The organism is Actinomycetospora sp. ABD4_176 (assembly GCF_056311855.1).
The window spans coordinates 1662121-1682809 of record NZ_CM149974.1 but is presented as its reverse complement, the minus strand read 5'-3'; the positions used below and the strand labels follow the sequence as shown (position 1 = coordinate 1682809).

General features: G+C 74.8%; 26 protein-coding genes and 3 tRNA genes. 15 read left to right on the top strand and 14 right to left on the bottom strand.

Translation table 11 applies throughout. The annotated features are described in order from the left end of the window. Positions 1-44: 44 nt before the first annotated feature. Positions 45-500, top strand: a complete 456-nt coding sequence (locus ACYX4T_RS08245; protein WP_476014063.1) for an SRPBCC family protein — start codon at positions 45-47, stop codon at positions 498-500. Between the two features lie 23 nt (positions 501-523). On the opposite strand, the gene ACYX4T_RS08240 is transcribed toward ACYX4T_RS08245, so the two are convergent. Next, entirely contained in the window at positions 524-841 is a 318-nt protein-coding gene (locus ACYX4T_RS08240; RefSeq protein WP_476014062.1) for an STAS domain-containing protein, read from the bottom strand. Then, the gene (locus ACYX4T_RS08235) at positions 838-2442 is read right to left on the bottom strand and encodes an ATP-binding SpoIIE family protein phosphatase (protein ID WP_476014061.1); all 1605 of its coding nucleotides are present in this window, start codon (positions 2440-2442) and stop codon (positions 838-840) included. Before ACYX4T_RS08235 ends, ACYX4T_RS08240 begins: the two co-directional genes overlap by 4 nt. Positions 2443-2573: 131 nt before the next feature. On the opposite strand from ACYX4T_RS08235, the gene ACYX4T_RS08230 reads away from it, so the two are divergent. After that, positions 2574-3428, top strand: coding sequence for an exodeoxyribonuclease III (locus ACYX4T_RS08230; protein ID WP_476014060.1), 855 nt, complete (start codon positions 2574-2576; stop codon positions 3426-3428). Between the two features lie 4 nt (positions 3429-3432). On the opposite strand, the gene ACYX4T_RS08225 is transcribed toward ACYX4T_RS08230, so the two are convergent. Further along, positions 3433-4782 carry a cryptochrome/photolyase family protein gene (locus ACYX4T_RS08225; protein WP_476014059.1) on the bottom strand — a complete coding sequence of 450 codons (1350 nt, stop codon included), beginning with the start codon at positions 4780-4782 and terminating at the stop codon, positions 3433-3435. A gap of 15 nt (positions 4783-4797) precedes the next feature. Then, positions 4798-5670 carry an NmrA family NAD(P)-binding protein gene (locus tag ACYX4T_RS08220; RefSeq protein ID WP_476014058.1) on the bottom strand — a complete coding sequence of 291 codons (873 nt, stop codon included), beginning with the start codon at positions 5668-5670 and terminating at the stop codon, positions 4798-4800. 145 nt (positions 5671-5815) lie between these two features. Between ACYX4T_RS08220 and ACYX4T_RS08215 the strand changes: the two genes are divergently transcribed. Then, on the top strand, positions 5816-6796 hold the full coding sequence (locus ACYX4T_RS08215; RefSeq protein WP_476014057.1) for an AraC family transcriptional regulator: 981 nt from the start codon (positions 5816-5818) through the stop codon (positions 6794-6796). Positions 6797-6884: 88 nt separating this feature from the next. Beyond that, entirely contained in the window at positions 6885-7316 is a 432-nt protein-coding gene (locus ACYX4T_RS08210) for a hypothetical protein (RefSeq protein WP_476014056.1), read from the top strand. Here ACYX4T_RS08210 and ACYX4T_RS08205 read toward each other — a convergent pair. Together ACYX4T_RS08205 and ACYX4T_RS08200 are read right to left on the bottom strand one after the other, a co-directional pair. Next, the gene (locus tag ACYX4T_RS08205; protein WP_476014055.1) at positions 7313-7522 is read right to left on the bottom strand and encodes a hypothetical protein; all 210 of its coding nucleotides are present in this window, start codon (positions 7520-7522) and stop codon (positions 7313-7315) included. The two genes, ACYX4T_RS08210 and ACYX4T_RS08205, sit on opposite strands and share 4 nt — an antisense overlap. Before the next feature lie 84 nt (positions 7523-7606). Further along, positions 7607-10144 (bottom strand): DEAD/DEAH box helicase, encoded by a 2538-nt coding sequence (locus ACYX4T_RS08200; protein WP_476014054.1) that lies wholly within the window; start codon positions 10142-10144, stop codon positions 7607-7609. A gap of 112 nt (positions 10145-10256) precedes the next feature. Here ACYX4T_RS08200 and ACYX4T_RS08195 point away from each other — a divergent pair, with 112 nt between their 5' ends. From ACYX4T_RS08195 to ACYX4T_RS08185, 3 genes are all read left to right on the top strand, one after another. Further along, a complete protein-coding gene (locus ACYX4T_RS08195; RefSeq protein WP_476014053.1) occupies positions 10257-10943 on the top strand; it encodes a TetR family transcriptional regulator in 687 nt (228 codons plus the stop codon). A 232-nt stretch (positions 10944-11175) separates the two neighbouring features. Continuing rightward, a complete protein-coding gene (locus ACYX4T_RS08190) occupies positions 11176-11373 on the top strand; it encodes a hypothetical protein (RefSeq protein ID WP_476014052.1) in 198 nt (65 codons plus the stop codon). A 140-nt stretch (positions 11374-11513) separates the two neighbouring features. Next, positions 11514-11906, top strand: a complete 393-nt coding sequence (locus ACYX4T_RS08185) for a hypothetical protein (protein WP_476014051.1) — start codon at positions 11514-11516, stop codon at positions 11904-11906. Here the strand turns inward: ACYX4T_RS08185 and ACYX4T_RS08180 are convergent. After that, the gene (locus ACYX4T_RS08180; protein WP_476014050.1) at positions 11885-12151 is read right to left on the bottom strand and encodes a hypothetical protein; all 267 of its coding nucleotides are present in this window, start codon (positions 12149-12151) and stop codon (positions 11885-11887) included. The two genes, ACYX4T_RS08185 and ACYX4T_RS08180, sit on opposite strands and share 22 nt — an antisense overlap. A 142-nt stretch (positions 12152-12293) precedes the next feature. On the opposite strand from ACYX4T_RS08180, the gene ACYX4T_RS08175 reads away from it, so the two are divergent. The 5 genes from ACYX4T_RS08175 to ACYX4T_RS08155 all read left to right on the top strand — a co-directional run bounded on the left by ACYX4T_RS08175 (position 12294) and on the right by ACYX4T_RS08155 (position 15863). After that, positions 12294-12938, top strand: coding sequence for a class I SAM-dependent methyltransferase (locus ACYX4T_RS08175; RefSeq protein WP_476014049.1), 645 nt, complete (start codon positions 12294-12296; stop codon positions 12936-12938). 62 nt (positions 12939-13000) lie between these two features. Continuing rightward, entirely contained in the window at positions 13001-13975 is a 975-nt protein-coding gene (locus tag ACYX4T_RS08170) for an NADPH:quinone oxidoreductase family protein (RefSeq protein WP_476014048.1), read from the top strand. Positions 13976-13978: 3 nt separating this feature from the next. Beyond that, complete coding sequence (locus ACYX4T_RS08165) at positions 13979-14770, top strand: alpha/beta fold hydrolase (RefSeq protein ID WP_476014047.1); 792 nt, start codon at positions 13979-13981, stop codon at positions 14768-14770. Continuing rightward, the gene (locus ACYX4T_RS08160; RefSeq protein ID WP_476015214.1) at positions 14689-15654 is read left to right on the top strand and encodes an AAA family ATPase; all 966 of its coding nucleotides are present in this window, start codon (positions 14689-14691) and stop codon (positions 15652-15654) included. Before ACYX4T_RS08165 ends, ACYX4T_RS08160 begins: the two co-directional genes overlap by 82 nt. A 35-nt stretch (positions 15655-15689) precedes the next feature. Further along, positions 15690-15863: a hypothetical protein gene (locus ACYX4T_RS08155; protein WP_476014046.1), complete on the top strand. Its 174-nt coding sequence runs from the start codon at positions 15690-15692 to the stop codon at positions 15861-15863. Here the strand turns inward: ACYX4T_RS08155 and ACYX4T_RS08150 are convergent. The 7 genes from ACYX4T_RS08150 to ACYX4T_RS08120 all read right to left on the bottom strand — a co-directional run bounded on the left by ACYX4T_RS08150 (position 15860) and on the right by ACYX4T_RS08120 (position 18347). Next, a complete protein-coding gene (locus ACYX4T_RS08150) occupies positions 15860-16690 on the bottom strand; it encodes an IclR family transcriptional regulator (RefSeq protein WP_476014045.1) in 831 nt (276 codons plus the stop codon). The genes ACYX4T_RS08155 and ACYX4T_RS08150 overlap by 4 nt on opposite strands. An 88-nt stretch (positions 16691-16778) precedes the next feature. Continuing rightward, positions 16779-16937 carry a hypothetical protein gene (locus ACYX4T_RS08145; protein WP_476014044.1) on the bottom strand — a complete coding sequence of 53 codons (159 nt, stop codon included), beginning with the start codon at positions 16935-16937 and terminating at the stop codon, positions 16779-16781. Between the two features lie 21 nt (positions 16938-16958). Then, positions 16959-17333: a YybH family protein gene (locus ACYX4T_RS08140; RefSeq protein WP_476014043.1), complete on the bottom strand. Its 375-nt coding sequence runs from the start codon at positions 17331-17333 to the stop codon at positions 16959-16961. Positions 17334-17542: 209 nt separating this feature from the next. Beyond that, a tRNA-Val gene (locus tag ACYX4T_RS08135) sits at positions 17543-17614 on the bottom strand. A gap of 1 nt (position 17615) precedes the next feature. After that, positions 17616-17687, bottom strand: a tRNA-Cys gene (locus ACYX4T_RS08130). A gap of 51 nt (positions 17688-17738) precedes the next feature. After that, positions 17739-17811 (bottom strand) — tRNA-Gly (locus ACYX4T_RS08125). 110 nt (positions 17812-17921) lie between these two features. Continuing rightward, positions 17922-18347, bottom strand: coding sequence for an SsgA family sporulation/cell division regulator (locus ACYX4T_RS08120; protein WP_476014042.1), 426 nt, complete (start codon positions 18345-18347; stop codon positions 17922-17924). A gap of 300 nt (positions 18348-18647) precedes the next feature. Between ACYX4T_RS08120 and ACYX4T_RS08115 the strand changes: the two genes are divergently transcribed. From ACYX4T_RS08115 to ACYX4T_RS08105, 3 genes are read left to right on the top strand one after another with little or no spacing between them, the layout of a single operon-like run. Continuing rightward, positions 18648-19223, top strand: a complete 576-nt coding sequence (locus ACYX4T_RS08115; protein ID WP_476014041.1) for a sigma-70 family RNA polymerase sigma factor — start codon at positions 18648-18650, stop codon at positions 19221-19223. Further along, positions 19220-20167 (top strand): anti-sigma factor domain-containing protein, encoded by a 948-nt coding sequence (locus ACYX4T_RS08110; RefSeq protein WP_476014040.1) that lies wholly within the window; start codon positions 19220-19222, stop codon positions 20165-20167. Before ACYX4T_RS08115 ends, ACYX4T_RS08110 begins: the two co-directional genes overlap by 4 nt. Next, positions 20164-20688: a TIGR02611 family protein gene (locus ACYX4T_RS08105; RefSeq protein ID WP_476014039.1), complete on the top strand. Its 525-nt coding sequence runs from the start codon at positions 20164-20166 to the stop codon at positions 20686-20688. The genes ACYX4T_RS08110 and ACYX4T_RS08105 overlap by 4 nt, the downstream gene beginning before the upstream one ends. The last annotated feature ends 1 nt before the right edge of the window (position 20689 follow it).

Below are 20689 nucleotides of genomic sequence, written 5' to 3'. Positions count from 1 at the left end.
TACGGTGCCACCGTCCCGCCGCTCGTCCGTCCGGAGGAACCCCCATGGCCGACGACATCGTCGTCACGCGCACCGTCGACGCCCCGCCCGAGCGGGTGTGGGACCTCGTGGGCGACCCGGCGCGGATCGGGGCCATCTCCCCGGAGTGCCACCGCGTCGACTGGCTCGGCGGCGCCTCCGGCCCCGCGCCCGGCGCGCGGTTCAAGGGCCACAACCGCAAGGGCCTGATGCGCTGGTCGACCGTCGGCGAGGTCGTGGAGTACGAGCCGCAGCGGTCGATCAGCTGGGACGTCTCGCTCCTCGGGCAGCCGGTGGCGCGCTGGGGCTTCCGCCTGGCCCCGCAGGACGGCGGCACGCGCGTCGAGCAGTTCTGGCAGGACCGGCGCAGCCCCGTCGCCAACCTCGTCGGCCGGGCACGAGCCTGGGACGTGCCCGCGGCGAACCGGCGCGGGATGGAGCAGACGCTCGACACGGTGCGGCGCAAGGCCGAGCAGGGCTAGCCGGACCGGGCCGGGCGGGGTGCTCAGCTGTCGAGCGAGGCCAGCCCCTCGAAGCCCGAGAGCTGGAGCACGCGGCGTGTGTGCGAGCCGGGCGGCACGTCCACGCGCAGGGCGATCTGGAGCACCTCGAGGCGCGCGGCCAGCGCGAACAGCACGCGCAGCCCGGCGCTGTCGAGGTACTCGAGCTCGGCGAGCTCGAGCGTCACCGCGTTCGTCTCGTTCGGGATGGCGGCGGCGATCTGGTCCTCGACCGTCGTCGCGTTCTCGAGGTCGACCTCGCCGCCGATGGCGATGCGCACGTCCTGCCCCTCGGAGCGGACGACGACGGTCGCGGTGGTCATGGCGCGTCTCCCGCGATGTGACGTCGAAAAGTGACGGTGGTGCCGCCGGCGCCGGCGATCACGTCCATCTCGTCGGTGCACTGGCGGATGAGCGCGGTCCCGCGGCCCCGGTCGTGGCCGCGCGCCGAGCGCCAGCGGCCGTTGTCGCGCACCGTCGCGACGACCGTCGTGCCGTCGCGCTCCATCTGCAGGGTCAACGTGCCGCCGGCCGGGCCGTAGGCGTGCTCGACGACGTTGGAGCAGGCCTCCCCGGTGGCGACGAGCAGGTCGGCGACGTCGTCGCCCGAGGCGCCGGCCGCGGCGAGCCAGCGGCGCACCGACGCGCGCAGGTCGGCGAGCACCCGCGGGACGGCCGGGACCGTGATGTTCAGCGGCACCACCGCCGGCGTCGCACCGCGCCGGGCGACGAGCATCGCGACGTCGTCGCCCACCGAGTCGCCGCCGATCATGCGGTGCAGCACCGCGGTGCACACGGCGTCGGGGTCCTGGTCGGCACGGACCACCGCGCAGAGGGCGTCGAGACCGGCGTCGAGCGCCTTCCCGCGGCGCTCGACGAGGCCGTCGGTGTAGAGGAACAGCGCCGAGTCGGTCGGCAGCTCGATGGTGGTCGTGCGCCGCGGCGGACCGACGGACACCCCGACCGGGAGGTCCACCGGCACGTTGACCAGCGTCGCGGTCTCACCGTCGCGGGCGAGGACCGGCGGCAGGTGCCCCGCGGTGGACAACGACACCCGTTCGAGGGACGGCTCGAGCACCGCGTAGAGGACGGTGGCCATGACGTTGTCCTCGAAGTGCGCGACGTTGCCGTCGAGCCGCTCGAGCACCTCCGCCGGGTCGTCCTCCTCCAGGGCGAACGCCCGCAGCGCACTGCGCAGACGCCCCATGACGACCGCCGCCTGCAGGCCCCGGCCCACGACGTCGCCGATGACGATGCCCAGCCGCCCCGAGGGCAGCGAGAAGACGTCGTACCAGTCCCCGCCCAGCCCGCCGGCCTCGCCGGGCACATAGCGCGCGGCGAACTCGATACCGGTGACCCGGGGGAGCGCGCCGGGCATGAGGCTGCGCTGGAGGGCCGACGCCGCCGCGCGGTCGAGATCGGTGAGGTGGGTGCGCGTGACCAGCGCGATGCGGTCCGCCGCGGTCTGGAGGAGGTCCGCGTCGTCGCGGGTGAACAGGCGTGGGCGCAGGGTGCCGACGTGCAGGACCCCGAGGGTCCGGCCCTCGGCGATCAGCGGCACGCCGAGCAGCGAGCGGATGTCCTTCTCGTAGAGGATCGGGTTGAGGACGTTCGAGTGGTCGACCTCGTCGATCACGACCGGGCGCCGCTCGGCCGCGACGCGTCCCGCGAACCCCTTGCCCACGGGGATGCGGACGCCCTGGCGGACCTCCTCCTCGATGCCGCGGGCGGCGGTGGCCACGAGGTGGGTGCCGGACGGGTCGAGCAGCAGGACCGCCGCGGTGTCCGCCTCGAGGAGGGCCACCACGCGGTCGAGGAGCTCGGAGAGCAGCCCGCCGGTGTCGAGGTGGGCCAGCTCCGTGTCCGTGATCTGCTCGATGCGCCGCAGCCGGTCCTCGTCGGTCACGCTGCTCGACGCCGGCATGCCGGGAACGCTAGTACGCGGCCCTCAGTTCGCGGAACGCACGCGACCGGGAAACGCGGCAGCAACGGGGTGAGGCCGGAGCAGCCCTCCGGGCGGGGTGGACGTCGGTGGTCCCGGCTAGCGTGGCGGCCGTGCGACTGGCGACGTGGAACGTGAACTCGGCGAAGGCGCGCGAGCCGCGGCTGCTCGGCTGGCTGGACGAGCGCGCGCCCGACGTGGTCTGCCTGCAGGAGACCAAGCTCGGTGACGACGCCTTCGCCGATTCGTTCGGCGCGCCCCTGGCCGAGCGGGGGTACGAGGTCGCCCACCACGGCGAGGGACGGTGGAACGGCGTCGCCGTGCTCTCCCGCGTCGGCCTCTCCGACGTGGAGGAGGGGCTGCCCGGCGGGCCCGGCTACCCCCACCAGGAGGCGCGCGCGGTCACCGCGACGTGCGGGGGCCTGCGGGTCACGTCGGTGTACGTCCCCAACGGCCGCGACGTCGCCGACCCCCACTACGCCTACAAGCTCGAGTGGCTCGCCGCGCTGCGCGACCGGGTGGAGGCCGCCGGGCCCGACGTCTCCGTCGTCGCCGGCGACTTCAACATCGCCCCGGCCGACCCCGACGTCTACTCGGTCGAGGCGTTCGCCGAGTCCACCCACGTCACGCCGCCCGAGCGCGAGGCGTTCGCCGCCCTGCTCAAGGCCGGTCTGCACGACACGGTGCGCGACCGCTGGCCCGACCAGCGGGTCTTCACCTACTGGGACTACCGTGGCGGCGCCTTCCATCAGGACCGCGGCATGCGCATCGACCACGTCCTCGTCGGCGGGCCGATCGCCGCGCGCCGCGCCGCGGTGTGGGTCGACCGCCAGGCCCGCAAGGGCACCGGCCCGTCCGATCACGCGCCGGTGATCCTCGACCTCGACGAGGCCCCCGACGGCGATCTCGGCCCCGTCGTCCCGCCGCCCTCCCTCGGGACGAAGAAGGGCGGCTCGCGGCGGCGGTAGCCGCTCAGGCCCCGCGCGCCTGCCGGAACGCCGCGCCGGCCTCGTCGAGGTCGACGACGGGCTCGGGGTAGTCGAGGTCGGCGTCGCCCCGGTGCTTCCAGGGCTCGTGGATCTTCTTGCCCCCGAGCTCGGCGAGCTCGGGCACCCAGTGCCGCACGTACTCGCCGTCCGGGTCGTACCTGCGCGCCTGGGTGATCACGTTCAGGACCCGGTTGGGTCGGGTGTCGGTGCCCGTCCCCGCGACCCACTGCCAGTTCATCTGGTTGTTCGCGACGTCGCCGTCGACGAGGTGGTCGAGGAAGTGGCGGGCGCCGAGGCGCCAGTCCAGGTAGAGCGACTTCGTCAGGAAGCTGCCCGTGATCAGCCGCAGCCGGTTGTGCATCCACCCCTCGTGGTGCAGCTGGCGCATGCCGGCGTCGACGATGGGGACGCCGGTGCGCGCCTCGGCCCACGCCGCGAACTCCTCGTCGTCGCGGCGCCAGCGGTCGCCGCGGTCCCGGTAGTCGGCCCGGGACGCCCGGGGGACCGCGGCGAGGGTCTGGTGGTGGAAGTCCCGCCAGGCGAGCTGGCGGACGAACTGCGCCGCCGCCTCCGACGACGTGCCGGCCCGCCGCGCGACCTCGGTGGGCGAGAGGCAGCCGAAGTGGAGGTACGGGGACAGCCGCGACGTGGCGTCCCGCGCCGGGAGGTCCTGGCCCTGCGCGTACTCGTCGATGTGGTCGAGCCAGTCGTCGAGCCGTTCCCGGGCGGCCCGCTCGCCGCCGGGCAGGAGGTCCGGGGCGGTGTCCCCGTCGGCGAGGTCCGAGGCCGAGGGCGGCGCGCCGGCGTCCACGCCCTGCGGCAGCCGGAGCTTCGTCGGGGGCCCGAGCGGATCGCGCGTCTCCACCCCGGCCCACTTGCGGTGGTAGGGCGTGAAGACCTTGAAGTGGTCGCCGCTGGTCGGGGTGATCGTGCCGGGCGGCACGACGGTGACGACACCGTCGTGCACCACGAGCTCCCGCGAGTCCTCCCCGAGCGCCTCGTCGAGCGCGGTCCGTCGGCGGCCCGCGTAGGCGCTGACGTCGCCGGCGACGTGGACCGTCGCCGCGTCGACCTCGCGCGCCACCGCGCGGACCTGGTCGACGACGTCCCCCCACCGGACCACCAGCCCGGCGCCGGCCTCCCGCAGCCCCGCGTCGAGGTCGGCGAGCGACTCGGCGAGGAACCGGGCCCGGTTCGGCACCCGGTAGCCCTCGATCGCGGCGTCGACGACGAACAGCGGCACGACCTCGCCGTCGCCGTCCTCCGCGGCGGCGTGGAGGACGGGCTGGTCGTGGACGCGCAGGTCGCGCGTGAACAGGCAGACGGACGGCACGGGGGCGCGTTCCCGTCAGGACCGCCCGCTACTCACGAGCGTCGCGGCCCAGTCCTCGATGGTCGTCGGGGTGGTCGTCGCCGGGCCGCGGCCCGCGAGAGCGTGCACGGTGCCGTCGTTGAACGCCGCGTTCATCGCGAGGTGCTCGGTGACGAGGTCCGGCGGGAGGCCCGCGTCGACCAGGGCCGCGGCCATGACGTCGTCGGGCAGGCGCTCGTAGCGCAGCGACGTCCCCAGCACCGCGCCGAGGCGGGCGACGGCGTCGGGGATCGTCAGGTCCTCCGGGCCGTGCACCTCGCGCACGCCGGCCGCGGTGGGGTCGAGCAGGGCCGCCACCGCCGCGTCACCGACGTCGACGGTCGCGACCATCGGCAGCGGGACCTCCGGGTCGATCGTGTCGTGGTGGACGCCCGTCGCCTGCATCGCGGCGAGCGAGGGCAGGAACGACTCGAAGAACAGCCCGGGGCGCACGACCGTGACCTGCGCGTCGAGCGCCCGGAGACGCTGCTCCTGCTCGTGGAGGGTCTCGAGGAAGCCGGTGCCGCGCGCGACGTCGGCACCCAGCGAGCTCAGCGCCACGACCCGCGGGACGCGGGCCTCGCCGAGCGCCGCGGTGATCGCGGTGCCCACCTGCTCCTGCTGGCTGCGGTAGCCGCCGGCGGTCAGGTCGAGGGGCATGAGGACGTAGGCCGCGTCGGCGCCGCAGAGGGCGTCGGTGAGGAAGGCGGTGTCGGTGATGTCGCCGACGTGCGGCTCGGCGCCGCGTGCCGTGACGTCGGCGAGACGCGCGGCGTCGCGACCCACGGCGCGCACCGGCTGCCCGGCCGCGCGCAGACGGCGGGCGACCCGACCGCCGGTGTTCCCGCCGGCCCCCAGGACGGTGATCATGATGGTGTCTCCTCGAGCTCGGTGATCCGGTGCGTCCGACTCTGGGCCGCTCGCGCCGGACGAGCCATCGCCGTGACGCCGCGGTTCCTGCCCGATCGTCCGGGGAGCGTGGACGATCGGGTGTCCGGTGCCGGAGGCTGAGGACGTGACCGCGACCGTCGCCCCGCCCTGGACCCCGTCCGACGCCGTCGGCGAGGCCCTGCACGTGCTGCGGATGAACGGGACCTTCTACTGCGCCTCGGACCTGCGGGCGCCCTTCGGTCTCGCGCTGCCGCCGACGCCCGGCTGCCTGTGGTTCCACGTCGTGACCTCGGGGACCGCGACGCTCGTCGTCGGCGGCGAGGAGCTCACGCTGACCCCGTCGGACGTCGTGCTCCTGCCCCGCGGCGAGGGCCACGAGCTGCGGTCGGTCGACCCGCCGCCGCGGACCTCGGTGTCGAACGTCCTGGACCTGCCGCACACCTGGTACGGCGAGCGCTACGCGACGATCACCCACGGCGGCGACGGCGCGCCCACCACCATGATCTGCGGCGCCGTCCGCCTCGAGCACCCGATGGCCGAGCGGCTCGTCGAGCTGATGCCCGACGTCGTCCACGTGCCCGTCTCGCCCCTGACCGCGCGCCTGCACGACACCCTGCGGCTCATCGCGCTCGAGGTGGAGGAGACGCGCCCCGGCGGCGAGGCCGTGATCACCCGGCTCGCCGACGTCCTCGTCGTCCAGATGCTGCGCGCCTGGCTCGCCCACGACCCGACCGCGCGCACCGGCTGGCTCGGCGCCCTCACCGACCCGGACATCGGCCGGGCGCTCGCCCTCGTCCACGCCGACCCGTCCCGGGACTGGACGGTCGCCGGTCTCGCCCGCGAGCTGGCGCTGTCGCGCTCGACCTTCGCCGCGCGCTTCACCGCGCTGGTCGGCGAGCCCGTCATGACCTACGTGACCCGCTGGCGCATGCTCGTCGCCCACGACCGGCTGCGCGCGGACGACACCACCGTCGCGGCCGTGGCCTCGGCGATGGGCTACCGGTCGGAGGCGGCGTTCAGCCGGGCCTTCCGGCGGGTGGTGGGGACGCCGCCGGGTTCGGTGCGGGCACGGCCGAGGGTCGAGGAGCTGTTGCTCGGCGCTTGAGGTGGGCTCCTTACCCGTGTCCCGAGGACACGGGTCGAGCTGTCCCGTTCCGGCCCCGCGGCGGGCCGACCTCGGCCACGCTGTCCTCGTGGACCAGAACGCCGCCGACGAGCAGCGGGAGGACGCCACCGACGAGATCCTCACGCTGTTGCTGGACGACCTGGGCCCGTCACTGCAGTGGTACCGCGACGAGGTGGCGCGGCGGCTCGGGCTCACCGCGAGCGAGCTGCCACAGGGCCGCGAGCAGGACGTCCACGTGCGCCTGCGCCCGCACCCGGCCCGCGACGCCCTGATCCAGGGTCTTCGCGACGAGGTACGGCGCTCGGTGCGCGCGATCGTCGCCGACCACGGCATCCGGGGCCCCCGTCACGCCCTCGTCGCCCAGCTCGTCATCCGCTTCACCGACGCCTTCTTCGCGCGCGCCCGCGCCATGGCCGACGCCACCATTGGGCGCCGGGTCCTCGCCGACCGGCGCCGGCGGCGGGAGGCGGACCCCGGCTGGCCCTGGTGGGGTCGCTAGGTGCGGCGGCGGGCGCGGTAGGGCAGGGCGAAGAGGTAGAGCCCCGTGAGCAGGAGCAGGGCGAGGGGGAGCAGCGGGGTGTAGACGATCCACGCCGACGCCGCGCTGCCGACGGCCAGGGCGACGGTGGTCGCGACGACCGTCACCACGAACAGCATGCTGATCCACCGGTGGGTCTGCCGCACCACCCGGCTGGTCTGGGCCATGGTCCACTCCTCGAGTCGAGGTGTTCGGGAGGCTCCGGACGCTAGGGCGCAGGCGGCGCGTGGAGCTTCTCGATTCCTGATCACTCAGGTGAGCGGCATCGGCCCCGCGGCGGTGACGTGGACGGCGGCGGCGCCGAGCTCGTCGGAGGCGTCGAGGTCGACGTCGGCGGTGATGGCCCAGTCGTGGTCGCCCTCGGGGTCGTCGAGGACCTGCCGGACGTGCCACACCCGCCCCTCGACGGTGACCCGGAAGAACGCCGGTCCGCGGGCGTCGGGGCCGGCGCCGAGCTCGTCGTACTCGGCGAAGTAGCCCTCGATCGCGTCGGTCCAGAACGCCGCGTCCGGGCCCTCCTCCGCCAGGGCCGCGAGGTCGGCGGGGGAGCGGCGCGCGAAGAGCTCGACGCGGCGGAACATCTCGTTGCGCACCAGCACTCGGAAGGCGCGCTCGTTACGGGTCACCGGCGGCGGGCCCTGGTCGACCGGGCGCGCGTCGTCGCCGGCCGCGTCCAGTTCGGTCGGGTTGGCGAGGTTCTCCCACTCGTCGAGCAGCGACGAGTCGGTCTGGCGCACGAGCTCGCCGAGCCAGGCGACGAGGTCGTCGAGGTCCTCGGTGCGGGCGGCCTCGGGGATCGTCTGGCGCAGCGCGCGGAAGGCGTCGGTGAGGTAGCGCAGGACGAGGCCCTCGGAGCGCGCGATCTTGTAGTACCCGACGTACTCGGTGAAGTTCATGGCGCGCTCGTAGAGGTCGCGGACCACCGACTTCGGCGAGAGCTCGTGGTCGGCGACCCACGGGTGGCCGGCGCGGTAGGACTCGAACGCCGCGCCCAGGAGCTCCTCGAGGGGCTTGGGCCAGGTCACGTCCTCGAGCAGCTCCATGCGCTCGTCGTACTCGATGCCCTCGGCCTTCATGGCCTGCACGGCCTCGCCGCGGGCCTGGTTCTCCTGGGCGCGCAGGATCTGCTTCGGGTCGTCCAGGGTCGCCTCGACCACCGACACCATGTCGAGGGCGTAGGTCGGCGACTCCTTGTCGAGCAGGTCGAACGCGGCGAGCGCGAAGGGCGAGAGCGGCTGGTTGAGCGCGAAGTCGACCTGCAGGTCGTCGACCAGGCGCACGTCGGGGCCCGCGGGGGTCTCGATCCGCTCGACGACGTCGGCCTCGATCAGCCCGCGGTAGAGCGCGATCGCCCGCAGGATCAGCCGGCGCTGGACGGGGCGCTCGGCGTGGTTGTCCTCGAGCAGGTGGCGCATGGCGGCGAAGAACGGCTGCTCGCGCTGCGCGACCTGCAGGAGCATGGCCGTCGACACCCGGAACTGGCTGGTCAGCGGCTCGGGCTGGGCCTCGATGAGGCGCTCGAGGGTCTTCTCCGACCACGACACGAACCCCTCGGGCGGCTTCACCCGCACCACCCGGCGCTGCTTCTTGACGTCGTCGCCCGCCTTCGCCAGGCGCTTGGCGTTCTCCACCTCGTGCTCGGGGGCCTGGGCGACGACGTAGCCGGCGACGTCGTGGCCGGCGCGCCCGGCGCGCCCGGCGACCTGGTGGAACTCGCGGGCCCGGAGGTGGCGCACGCGCTGGCCGTCGAACTTCGTCAGCGCGGTGAACAGCACCGTGCGGATGGGGACGTTGATCCCGACGCCGAGGGTGTCGGTGCCGCAGATGAGCTTGAGCAGGCCGGCCTGGGCGAGCGTCTCCACCAGGCGCCGGTACTTGGGCAGCATGCCCGCGTGGTGCACGCCGATGCCGTGGCGCACCAGGCGCGAGAGCGTCCGGCCGAAGCCGGCGGTGAAGCGGAACGCGCCGATGAGCTCGGCGATCTGCTCCTTCTCCGCCTTCGACGACACGTTGAGGCTCATCAGCGCCTGGGCCTGCTCGATCGCCGCGGCCTGCGTGGTGTGCACGACGTAGACCGGCGCCTGCTGGCCGGCGAGCAGCTCGGTGATCGTCTCGTGGAGCGGGGTGCGGGCGTAGCGGAACGACAGCGGGACGGGGCGCTCGGTGTGCGCGACGACGGCGGTCTCGCGGCCCGTGCGCCGGGTCAGGTCCTGCTGGAAGAAGGTGACGTCGCCGAGCGTCGCCGACATCAGCAGGAACTGCGCCTGCGGCAGCTCGAGCAGCGGCACCTGCCAGGCCCAGCCGCGCTCGGGGTCGGCGTAGTAGTGGAACTCGTCGATGACGACCTGGCCGATCTGCGCCCCGCTGAACCCCTCGACGGCCGGCCCCTCGCGCAGCGCCCAGTTGGCGAGCACCTCGGCGGTGCAGCAGATGACCGGCGCCTCGGGGTTCACCGCGGCGTCGCCGGTGAGCATGCCGACCGACGCGTAGCCCAGCTGCGCCCCGAGCGCGAAGAACTTCTCCGAGACCAGCGCCTTGATCGGCGCGGTGTAGACGGTGCGCTGGCCCCGCGACAGCGCCGCGACGTGCGCACCGAGCGCGACCAGCGACTTGCCCGACCCGGTCGGCGTCGAGAGGATCACGTTCGAGCCGGAGACCAGCTCGATCAGCGCCTCGGACTGGGCCGGGTAGAGATCGAGGCCCCGCTCGGCGGCCCAGTCCGCGAACCCCTCGTAGATCTCGTCCGGGTCCGCACCGGGAGCGGGCAGGAGCGCCGTCGAGGTGGTCACGCCCTCCATTGTCGGCGATCGACGGCGCGGCCCGCGGCACCCGGCGGGTTACGATGCGTCACCACGCCGCGGACCCGTCGTTGGGCCGACGGTGGCGAGGAGGTCGACAGCTGTGACCCAGGGTTGCGAGCCGGCGGCGCAGACGGCGGGCCCGCCGCGGGGCCGGCGGGCGGCGACGAAGGCGCGCACCCGCGAGGCGCTGCTCGACGCCGCGCGCCGCGTGTTCGCCGAGCGCGGGTACGGGCCGGCGTCGGTGGAGGAGATCGCCCGCACCGCGGGGGTCTCGGTCGGCTCGGTGTATGTGCACTTCGCGAGCAAGGACGCGCTGTTCACCGCGCTCGTCGAGACCCAGACCTCGGCCGACGTCGACACCCGGGCCGCGCTCGTCCGGGACGACCCGCAGGAGACGTTCGACGCCCTCGACCGGCTGGTCGGCGAGGTGGCCGACTCCCGCGAGGAGGCCCTGCTCGACGCCGAGATCTGGCTCTACGCCGTGCGCCACCCCGAGTTCGTCGGGCGGCTCGCGGAGCACGAGGTGCGCCTGGCCCGGTTCGCGAGCGAGCAGCTCTCGCCGAACTGGGAGGGCGTCGACCCCGCCGTGCGCGCGACGGTCCGCGACGACGAGTTCATCGTCGCCGCCGCGGCGCTCTACCACGGCCTCATCCGCCTGCGCCGCGTCCTGGGCGAGGACGCCGTGCCGGCCGACCTCTACAGCCGGGTCCTGCGGTTGATGCTGCGGTTGCCGGACGACGACGGCCCCGGCGACGACCCGGGCCCGGTCGCCGCGACCCGCGAGTAGTACGCCGTCCTGTTGACGTCGGTGGTCCGTCGGGTGACGGGGCTGTAGCCCGAACGGTGTGACTCGCGTCCGGCCATCCGGCGCTGACCTGGGCGGATGCGCGCGGTGTCCGTCTCCGACCGTGACGGCTCTGTTACTCCTCGTCGTCCCCTCTGGACCGGTCCACCCGGTTCGGCTGACGGTGGATTCACTGAGCACCCGTTCAGTGATCACCTCGGGAAGGAACATCCCCATGTCGAAGCCTCGTTCGCGCCGCCTGTCGATGCTCGCCGCGGCGGTCGCCGTCCCCGCGATCATGGTCGGGTTCGCCGCGCCGGCCTCCGCCGCAGAGCTCACGCCGATCGCGGAGTACCTGGACGAGACCGTCGCCGGCCTGGAGTCGGACCTCGGCGGTGCGCTGGACTCGCTCGGCCTCGAGGCCAGCGACTGACGCGTCCCGAGCCCCGCCCCGGCCCCGGACCGACGCCCGCCGTCGGCCCGGGGCCGTGCGTGTCGGGGCCGTGCGTGTCGGGGCCGTGCGTGTCGGGCCGGCAGGATGATCGGACCCGGGCGTTCGGGGTACAGGAGCCCGTGCGCTCCTCCTCGCGATCCCGCGACCTGACCTGGATCCCCCGCCTGCTCGGCCTCGCGACGGCCGGCTACAGCGTGGCGATCATCGCCGACCCCTCGCTCTTCGCGAAGCCCACGGGCCTGCAGGCCGAGGGCGCGCCGCTGCCGACGGCCACGGCGATCGGGGTGCGCGCGCTCGGCGGCCGCGACCTCGCCTCGGGGCTCGCGATGGCGCTGGCGCCGGCCGGCAGGGCGTTGCGGACCGCGATCGCCGTGCGGGTGGGCGCCGACCTCGCCGACCTCGCCGTGCTGGGCACCTCGCTGCCCGAGCCGCAGTACCGCGCGAAGGCCGCCGGGGTCGCGGCGGCGTGGGGCACCCTGTGCGGGCTGAGCTACCTCGCCGCCGGCGACTGATCGACCGCCACCTCGGCTGCCCGCAGGTGGTAGACACCGGCGGCCGGGGTGAGCGCGTGCAGGTCGTAGACGTGGACGACCTTGGGCCCGTCGTGGAGGTGGGTGTGGGTGACCACCGGGAGCGGCGCGCCGTGCCGCGCCTCGCGGACCTCCACGCGCCCGTCGAGCGGACCGCCCACGTAGAGCAGCACCGCGTCCTCGTCGGCGGGGGCGCCGAGCGGGGCCGGGCCGGACGGGTGGGTCATGACGGCCTCCTCGGACGGCTCGTGGGCGGGCTCCTCACACCTCGACGCATCCTGCGTCGGAACCAGGGTAGGGATCAACGCCGTCCGGCGCTGCGTCCCTTCGGAGCAGAAGTGCCTCTCCGGAGGCGGTCGGCGACGGGCGGTGACCGTGGACGGCGGTGACAGCGCGGGTGCGGACGGCGTCCGCGCGTGGACCGCGCCCGGCACCGCGCCGCTGGTCGGCGAGATCACGCTCCTGCTCGCCGACGACATCCACCGCACCTGGTCGGCCCTCGACGAGGAGGCGCCGCCGTTCTGGGCGTTCGCCTGGGTGGGCGGGCAGGCCCTCGCGCGCCACGTCCTCGACCACCCCGACCTCGTCCGCGGGCGCCGCGTGCTCGACCTGGCCTCGGGCTCGGGGATCGTCGCGATCGCCGCGGCCCTCGCCGGCGCCGAGGCCGTCGTCGCCTCGGACACCGACGCCCGCTCCCGCACGGCGATCGCCCTGAACGCGGCCGCGAACGGCGTCGAGGTGGCGGTGGTCGGCGACGTGCTCGACGGCGGGCTCGACCTCGACGTGGACGTGGTCCTCGCCGGCGACGTCTTCTACGAGCAGCCGATGGCCCGGCACATGGAGCGCTTCTGCGACGAGGCGAGCGCCGCGGGCGTCGACGTCGTGGTCGGCGACCCCGGCCGCGAGTACCTGCCGCGGCGCCGCTGCACCGCCCTGGCCGGCTACGACGTCACCGGCACCGCCGACCTCGAGGGCGGGGCGACGACCCGGACGACGGTCTACCGGTTCACCTGATCCGCGCCTCTGCTGTAGAAACCGTCCCGACTGACGGTCACAGGTGCTCGAGAGGGGTCGCGGTGCGCGCGGTGCAGGTCGTCCGGCTCGACGGGCCGGAAGCGGTCGAGGTCAACGAGGTCGAGGAGCCGACGGCCGGCGCCGACCAGGTGCTCATCGACGTGGAGGCCGCCGGCGTCGTCTTCCCCGACCTGCTGCTCACCCGCGGGCAGTACCAGATGCGCCCCGAGCTGCCGTTCCTGCTCGGCAGCGAGGTGGCGGGCACCGTCCGCGAGGCCCCGGACGGCTCCGGGTTCGCCGCGGGCGACCGGGTGGCCGCGCTGCCTGTGCTCGGCGGCTTCGCCACCACCGTCGCGTCGTCCACCGAGACCGTCTTCCCGCTGCCCGACGGGGTCCCGTTCGACGTCGCCGCGGGCCTGCCGATGAACTACCTGACCGCGCACTTCGTCCTCGACACCCGCTCTCACCTGCAGGCGGGGGAGACGGTGCTCGTGCACGGCGGGGCGGGCGGCGTGGGCGTGGCGTGCATCCAGTTCGCGAAGGCCCGCGGGGCGACGGTGATCGCCGTGGTGTCCTCGGCGGGCAAGGGCGAGGTGGCGACGGCCGCGGGCGCGGACCACTGGGTGCCGGTCGAGGGCTTCAAGGACGCCGCGAAGGAGCTCACCGGCGGGCAGGGCGTCGACGTCGTCGTCGACCCGGTCGGCGGCGACCGCTTCACCGACTCGCTGCGCAGCCTCGGCGACGACGGCCGCCTCGCCGTGGTCGGGTTCACCGCGGGCGACATCCCGACGGTCAAGGTCAACCGCCTGCTGCTCAACAACACCTCGGTGGTCGGCGCGGGGTGGGGCGCGTACGCGGCGAAGCGGCCGGGCTTCATGCACCGGCAGTGGGACGCGATCCGCGACGACGTTGCGAGCGGCCGGCTCGCCCCGCCGATCAGCGCGACCTACCCGCTGGCCGAGGCCGCGTCCGCGATCGGCGAGCTCGCCGAGCGCCGCGTCACGGGCAAGGTCGTCATCCACCCGAGGGAGCACTGACCCGTGGACCTCGCGCACACGCGCACCGGTACCGGTGAGCCCGTCCTGCTCCTGCACGGCATCACCCACCGGCGCCAGGGCTGGGACCGCGTGGTCCCGCTGCTCGCCGGCGAGCGGGAGCTGTGGGCGATCGACCTGCCCGACCACGGCGAGTCACCCGACCTGCCCGGCGACTACCGCGGCGACATCGCCCCGCTCGCCGACGCGGTCGAGGCGTTCTGCCGCACCCAGGACCTGGAGCGCCCGCACGTCGTCGGGAACTCGATGGGCGGGCTGGTCGCGCTCGAGCTCGCGGCGCGCGGGTCGGTGCGGTCGGCGACGGCACTCTCGCCGGCGGGCTTCTGGTCCGGGCCGGAGCGGAGCTACGCCCGCGCGATCCTCGGCGGCGCGCACGCCGCGCTGGCGCTGATCCCGTCGGCGCGGCTCGAGCGCATGCTCGGCTCGCCGGTGCTGCGCACCGCGCTCGTCGGCCTGCTCCTGGCGCACCCCTCGCGCATCGACCCCGCCGAGATCGGCGCCGACCTCCACGGCCTGAGCCACCCGCGGAAGTCGTTCGCGACGATGCTGCGCCACCTCGACACCTGGGTGCCGCCCGCCCGGTCGTCGGTGCCCACCACCGTCGGCTGGGGCTCGCGCGACCTCCTGCTGCCGCGCTGGCAGTCCGGGCGCCTGCGGCGCGCGCTGCCCGACGCCGCGGTCTACATCCTGCCGGGCTGCGGGCACGTCCCGATGGGCGACGACCCGGCGCTCGTCGCCGACCTCGTCCTCGCCGCGACCCGCCCGCGGCCGGCCTGAGCCCCACCCTGTACCTGACCCGCGGCCTGCCGGCCTCGGGGAAGTCGACGTGGGCGTGGGCGCTCGTGGCGTCGCGGCGGCCGGGCTCGATCCTGCGGGTCAACCGCGATGACCTGCGCCGCAGCATGGTCGACCCCGCCTACGCGTCGCCGGTCGACGCCGTGGAGCGGCGGATCTCGCAGGCGGAGTGGCGCCTCGTGCGCGGGGCGCTGCTCGACGGCGTGGACGTCGTGGTCGACGCGACCAACCTGCGCGCCGGTCCGGCGCGGCGCTGGCTCGCGCTGGCCGCCGCCTGCGGTGCGGGGGTGCACGTGGAGGACGTGGTGGCCGACGTCGAGGAGTGCGTGCGCCGCGACGCCGCCCGCCCCGCCGTCCTGCGCGTGGGGGAGGAGATGCTGCGCGACCTCGCCGCGCGCTTCCTCGACCCCGACACCGGCCGCCCGGCCCCGCTCGACGAACCGGCGCGCCTCTCGTCGGCCGGCGGCGCGCCGTACCGGCCGGTGCCCGGCACCCCGCCGGCGGTGCTCGTGGTGGTCGAGGGCATCACCGGGCCCGACGGCGGGCCGGTCGACGCCGCCGTCGCCGTGGTGCGCGCGCTCGCCGGGGCCGGGCACCGCGTCCTGGCCTGCTCGCCGCGCCCCGAGGACGACCGCGCCGTCGTCGCGTCCTGGCTCGCCGCGCACGTCGCGGTGCCGGTCGACGCGCTCCTGCTGCGGCCCCCGCGCGACCGGCGCCGCGACGCCGCCGCGCTGCTCGCGCTGTTCGACGCCCACGTCCGCGACCACTACGCGGTGACCGCGGTGGTCGAGGGCCGCCCGCGTCCCGCCCGGACCTGGCGCGGGACCGGGCTGGCCGTCCTCGGGGTCGCCCCCGGCGAGGTGTGAGGCACGCGGACACATGGTCGTGCCAGCATGGGCCCGTGGCCCACGAGAACGAGTGGTACTACTGCCTCAAGCACCACCGGGTGGAGCCGTGGGACGGCTGCCGCGCGGCGGACCGCCTCGGCCCGTACCCCGACAAGGAGACCGCCGAGCACGCGCTGGAGATCGCGAAGCAGCGCAACGAGGAAGCCGACCGCTACGACGAGAGCTAGCGGTACCAGCGCCGGTGCGCGGTGCGGGCGACGTCGGTGACGTCGGCGACGAGGCGGTCCTGCTCGACGCGCAGGCGGGACGCCGGGAGCGAGACCGCGATCGCCGCGCTGACCCGCCCGCCGGGGTCGGCGATCGGGGCGCACACGCACGCGAACCCCGTCGCGTACTCCTCGCGGTCGAGCGCGTAGCCGTCGCGGCGGACCCGGGCGAGCTCGGCGTCGTAGGCCGTGGGCGAGGTGATCGTCCACGGCGTGTAGGCCGTCCATCGCCGCGGGTCGAGACGCGCCCGCCGGTCGGGGGCGTGGGCGACGAGGACCTTGCTGACCGCCAGCGCGTGCGCTATCGACGGCGGGATGCGCGCGGGCAGCTCGGGAGGCAGGCCGAGGCCCTGGTGGCCGCGGATGTCGACGACGTCGAGGTGGTCGTCGTCGGCCCACTCGACGAGGTAGGTCCATCCGCGGGCGCGCCGGTAGAGCTCGCCGACCGCCTCCGCGAGCACCGCGGGCAGCTCGCGGGACAGGGGCAGCGCGGGTGACCCCGCCGGTCCCCGCCCCGCGCCCCAGCGCGGCCCGGGCCGCAGCCGGTACGCGCCCGCGGCGGTGCGCTCCGCGTGCCCGGCGCGCAGCAGGCCCTGGACGACCGGCAGCACGCCCGTGCTCGTCCGGCCGAGGTGCCCGCCGAGCGCGGCGAGGTCCACCCCCTCCGGGTGGGCCGCCAGCATCCGCAGGACACGCAGCGTGCCCGGCGCGGCGACACCCTGAGGTGCCGTGCGGGGCGCGGGCTGCCGGACATCGCCCGACCGGGGGAGCGGGACCTCGATCGTCACGATTGGTGATCCTAGACATGCCGGGCGTGGACCGGAACGGATCACCTCTGAGGTGGCTCTGAGAACACCCCGTGGGACGCTCCGGCGCTCAGACGGCCTCGAGCCGCGCCCCGCAGCCCGGGCAGGTCGTCGGCGGATCCTCGTCGGCGAGCCGGCCGCACGCGTCGCAGACCCGGTGCATCCAGCACGCCGGGTCCCCGCCGGCGTCGTCGGGGAGCTCGGCGGGCGACCGTTCGGAGGACGTCACCACGTCATCGTGCCCCGCGGGTCAGCGCTGGGCGAAGGGGTCGTCGAAGGCGAGGAGCCAGGTGCCGTCGGTCTGCCGGCGCAGCATCACGATCGCCTGGCCGTCCATGCGGGTGGGCCCGTCCTCGCCGGTGCCCGTGATGGTCCAGTCGGAGTAGACGATGGCCTCGGCGTCGCGCTCGTGCACGGCGTGGGTCCGCAGGTCGATCCGCGGATCCCGCAGCGGGAAACCCGTCATCCACTCCCGGACGGCCTCCGGACCGACGATCGCCGGCGCGTTCGGCTCGGGCACGAAGAGCGCGTCCTTCTCGTACAGGTCCAGGAGCCCGTCGAGGTCGCCCCGGTTGAACAGGCCCATCCAGACCTCGTCGGCCTCGCGCGGGTCGTTGATCGTCATGACGTGACCTCCTCCGGGACGGTGTGGTGCAGGTCACCCAGCGTGGCACCGTCCCGAGATCAGCAGCACGTGTCGTCACCGGGACGGCCCAGCCGTGCCCACTGCACGGCGCCGACACGCTGGCCGACGCCGTCGCGGCGTCGGGGTGAGAAACACGAAAGCCCTGGTCTCGCCCCATTTCTCAGGGCTCTGACCAGGGCTTTCCGGGGTGGGCGATACTGGGATTGAACCAGTGACCCCTACCGTGTCAAGGTAGTGCTCTCCCACTGAGCTAATCGCCCGAGGCGCAGGCGGGAATCGAACCCGCGTACAGGGCTTTGCAGGCCCTTGCCTAAGCCACTCGGCCACTGCGCCAGGCCGGAGGTCGTCCGGCTCACCTGGTGTAGTACAGCCGAGAGCCTCCCGAGCGGACGACGGGACTCGAACCCGCGACCCTCACCTTGGCAAGGTGATGCGCTACCAACTGCGCTACGTCCGCGTGTGGCCGGCGGGTTGCGGAAGTCTTGCCGATCTCCGGCCCGCCGTTGCCGACGAAGGGAACACTACTGCATCGTGCGCCCCCCGCTCATCGCGGGGGGGGGGTGCTCGTCAGCTCGGGTCGCTCGACAGCAGCAGTCCGAGCGCGTGCTCCAGGTCCAGCCAGTCGTCCTCGCACCCGGGGGCGACGATCTCGTGGGTGCGGGTCAGGAACTCCGACACCTCGCGGCTCGCGGCGCGGAAGGTGGCGTGGCCCGAGGGCGAGCTGAGCTCGATCTCGACCGACTCGGCGTCGCCCTCGGCGGGGCGGATGCGGACGTCGCCGGCACCGGAGGCACCCAGGAGCCCCTCGGTCAGCAGGTCACGCGAGAAGACCCACTCCACCCAGCCGGCGCGGCCGGTCCGGAACGCCGCCTGCACGGCGTACGGGTCGCGCGTGTCGTACCGCATCTCGACCTGGACGGGCACGGGCGGGTTCGGCGGGCCGACGAGGTCGAAGACCGCCGTGGAGCGGATCGTCGTGTGATCGTTGAGCATGAGGCTGCCTTTCGCACGCTGCTGTCGTCGGGGGAAACGACTGGCGGACGACCCTGTGACGCCGGTTCACCCGGCTCACTCATGCATCACACCGGACGGGCACTCAGAAGGGCGCTTACCCGGTTCGGTTCCGTAACGAACCACCCTCCCCGGGCGGGCGTCCACCCTCGCCACGGGAGCACTAGCCTGGCAGCCGTCTGACCCGGACAAACCAGCGGAGGAAAGGTCCGACCAGTGACGGACGCGTCGCGAGGAGTCCCCGAGGCGACTCCGGAGCGTGACGATGCCCGCGACGCGTCTGTGACCGATGCCACATTGCTCGAACGGATCGCCCAGCGCGAGACGGATGCCCTCGCGCAGCTCTACGACCGCTTCGGGCGGCCCGCGTACTCCCTCGCCCGTCGCATCTGCGTGGACGAGGGGTTGGCGGAGGACGTGGTGCAGGAAGCGTTCCTCGTGGTGTGGCGGGAGCCGACGCGCTTCGACCCCAGCCGCGGGGCGGTGTCGAGCTGGCTGCTCACCCTCGTGCACCACCGGGCCGTCGACGCCGTGCGCCGCGAGGCCACCCGCCGCCGGCGCACCATCGCCACCGACGGGGCGGACGGGGCGGAGTGGCGCGTGCCCGCGGGGCCCGGCGCCGACCAGGCGGCGCTCGGGGCGGTGGTCGCGGGGCAGGTGCGCGAGGCGCTCGCCGAGCTCCCGGCCGAGCAGCGCGAGGCGCTCGCCCTGGCGTACTTCGGGGGTTACACGCAACGCGAGGTGGCGAGCCTCGTCGGCGTCCCGCTGGGGACGGTGAAGTCCCGGATGTTCAGTGGCACACAGAAGCTCCGGGCCCTGCTGGGCCCACACGTCGAGGTGGAGGGGGAGGAGCGATGAGCGACCACACCGCCCCCGGTCCGCACGCCGACCACACCGCCGACCACACCGCCGACCACGACGCCCTCGCCGTCGCCCACGTCCTCCACGCCCTCGACCACGACGAGGAGACGGCGTTCGGTGCCCACCTCGCCGGCTGCCCGATCTGCCGGCGCACCGTCGACGACACCACCGCGGTCCTCGGCGACCTCGCCGGTGCCGTCGAGCCCGCCGACCCCCCGCCCGGCCTGCGGCAGCGCCTCCTCGACGCCGCCGCGGCGGAGGAGTCCGGGCGCGCGCCGGGTGCGGTGCCGCCGTCGAGGACGTCGAACTCCTCGCGACCGGAGCCCGTGGAGCCGTCGTCCCGGGGGTCGTCCGCGCCGAAGCACGCCAGGAACGACACCGACGACCCCGACGACCCCGACGACCCCGACGGCGGGACCGTCGTGCCGCTGGCACCCCGCCGCCGCGCCACCCGCTGGCTCGCGGCCGCGGCCGCCGTGGTCGTCGTCCTCGCGATCGGCGGGCTCACCGCGGCGAACCAGTCCCTGCGCGCCGAGCGCGACAGCGCCGAGGCCGCCGCGGCCGCCCAGGCGCAGCGCGAGGCGGCGGTCGCCGACGTGCTGGCGGACGCCGGGACGCGCGGGGTGCCGCACGCCGTGCTGACCACCCCGGAGGGCGAGCTGGTCGGCGTCGTCGTCGACGACGGCACCCGACGTCGCGTGCTGACGACGGGGCTCGGCCCCAACGGCAATGACGAGGTCTACGTCCTCTGGGGGCTCGCCGACGGAACCCCACGCCCGATCGGCACGTTCGACGTCGGGGGACGGGGTCCGGACGTCAGTTCCGTACCCTCGACGCCCGAGGCGGTGGCGTATGCCGGGTTCGCGGTCTCCCTCGAGCCCGGACGGACCGCGCCCGCCTCGCCGACCAGAGTCGTCGCGAGTGGGCAGGTGGGACGTTGAGCGAACCGGCCGAGCAGTCGACGGCGACCGCGCAGGCGACGCCGCCGACGCGGCCGACCCCGCCGACGGCGCCGACGCCCCCGGAGCCGTCGACACCGCCGCCGGCGCCGCGCCACCGCACGCTGCGCACGCGGGTGCGATACGTGCGGGCGCGGGTGCGCCGCAACCCGCGGGCCAACAAGGTCTGGCGCGTGGCCATCGGCGTCATCGGCACGGTCGTGCTCGCGCTCGGGATCGTCGCCATCCCGTACCCGGGACCCGGCTGGCTGATCGTCTTCGCGGCCCTCGGCATCCTCGCGACCGAGTTCACCTGGGCCGGGCGGCTCCTGCACTTCGCCCGGCGCCACTACGACCGCTGGATGGCGTGGGTGGGCCGCCAGCACGTCGTGGTCAAGGCGCTGCTGGGTCTGTTCACCTGCGCGGTCGTGCTCGTGACGCTGTGGCTGCTCGGCGCCTTCTCCTTGGTCGCCAAACTGGTGGGGCTCGGACACTGGACCTGGCTGCAGAGCCCGATCGGTTGAT

Bases quoted from the DNA above. Each gene is read 5' to 3' on its own strand.
- ACYX4T_RS08245 (WP_476014063.1), top strand. From the start codon at position 45: ATGGCCGACGACATCGTCGTCACGCGCACCGTCGACGCCCCGCCCGAG.
- ACYX4T_RS08240 (WP_476014062.1), bottom strand. From the start codon at position 841: ATGACCACCGCGACCGTCGTCGTCCGCTCCGAGGGGCAGGACGTGCGC.
- ACYX4T_RS08235 (WP_476014061.1), bottom strand. From the start codon at position 2,442: ATGCCGGCGTCGAGCAGCGTGACCGACGAGGACCGGCTGCGGCGCATC.
- ACYX4T_RS08220 (WP_476014058.1), bottom strand. From the start codon at position 5,670: ATGATCACCGTCCTGGGGGCCGGCGGGAACACCGGCGGTCGGGTCGCC.
- ACYX4T_RS08205 (WP_476014055.1), bottom strand. From the start codon at position 7,522: ATGGCCCAGACCAGCCGGGTGGTGCGGCAGACCCACCGGTGGATCAGC.
- ACYX4T_RS08190 (WP_476014052.1), top strand. From the start codon at position 11,176: ATGTCGAAGCCTCGTTCGCGCCGCCTGTCGATGCTCGCCGCGGCGGTC.
- ACYX4T_RS08180 (WP_476014050.1), bottom strand. From the start codon at position 12,151: ATGACCCACCCGTCCGGCCCGGCCCCGCTCGGCGCCCCCGCCGACGAG.
- ACYX4T_RS08140 (WP_476014043.1), bottom strand. From the start codon at position 17,333: ATGACGATCAACGACCCGCGCGAGGCCGACGAGGTCTGGATGGGCCTG.
- ACYX4T_RS08120 (WP_476014042.1), bottom strand. From the start codon at position 18,347: ATGCTCAACGATCACACGACGATCCGCTCCACGGCGGTCTTCGACCTC.
- ACYX4T_RS08110 (WP_476014040.1), top strand. From the start codon at position 19,220: ATGAGCGACCACACCGCCCCCGGTCCGCACGCCGACCACACCGCCGAC.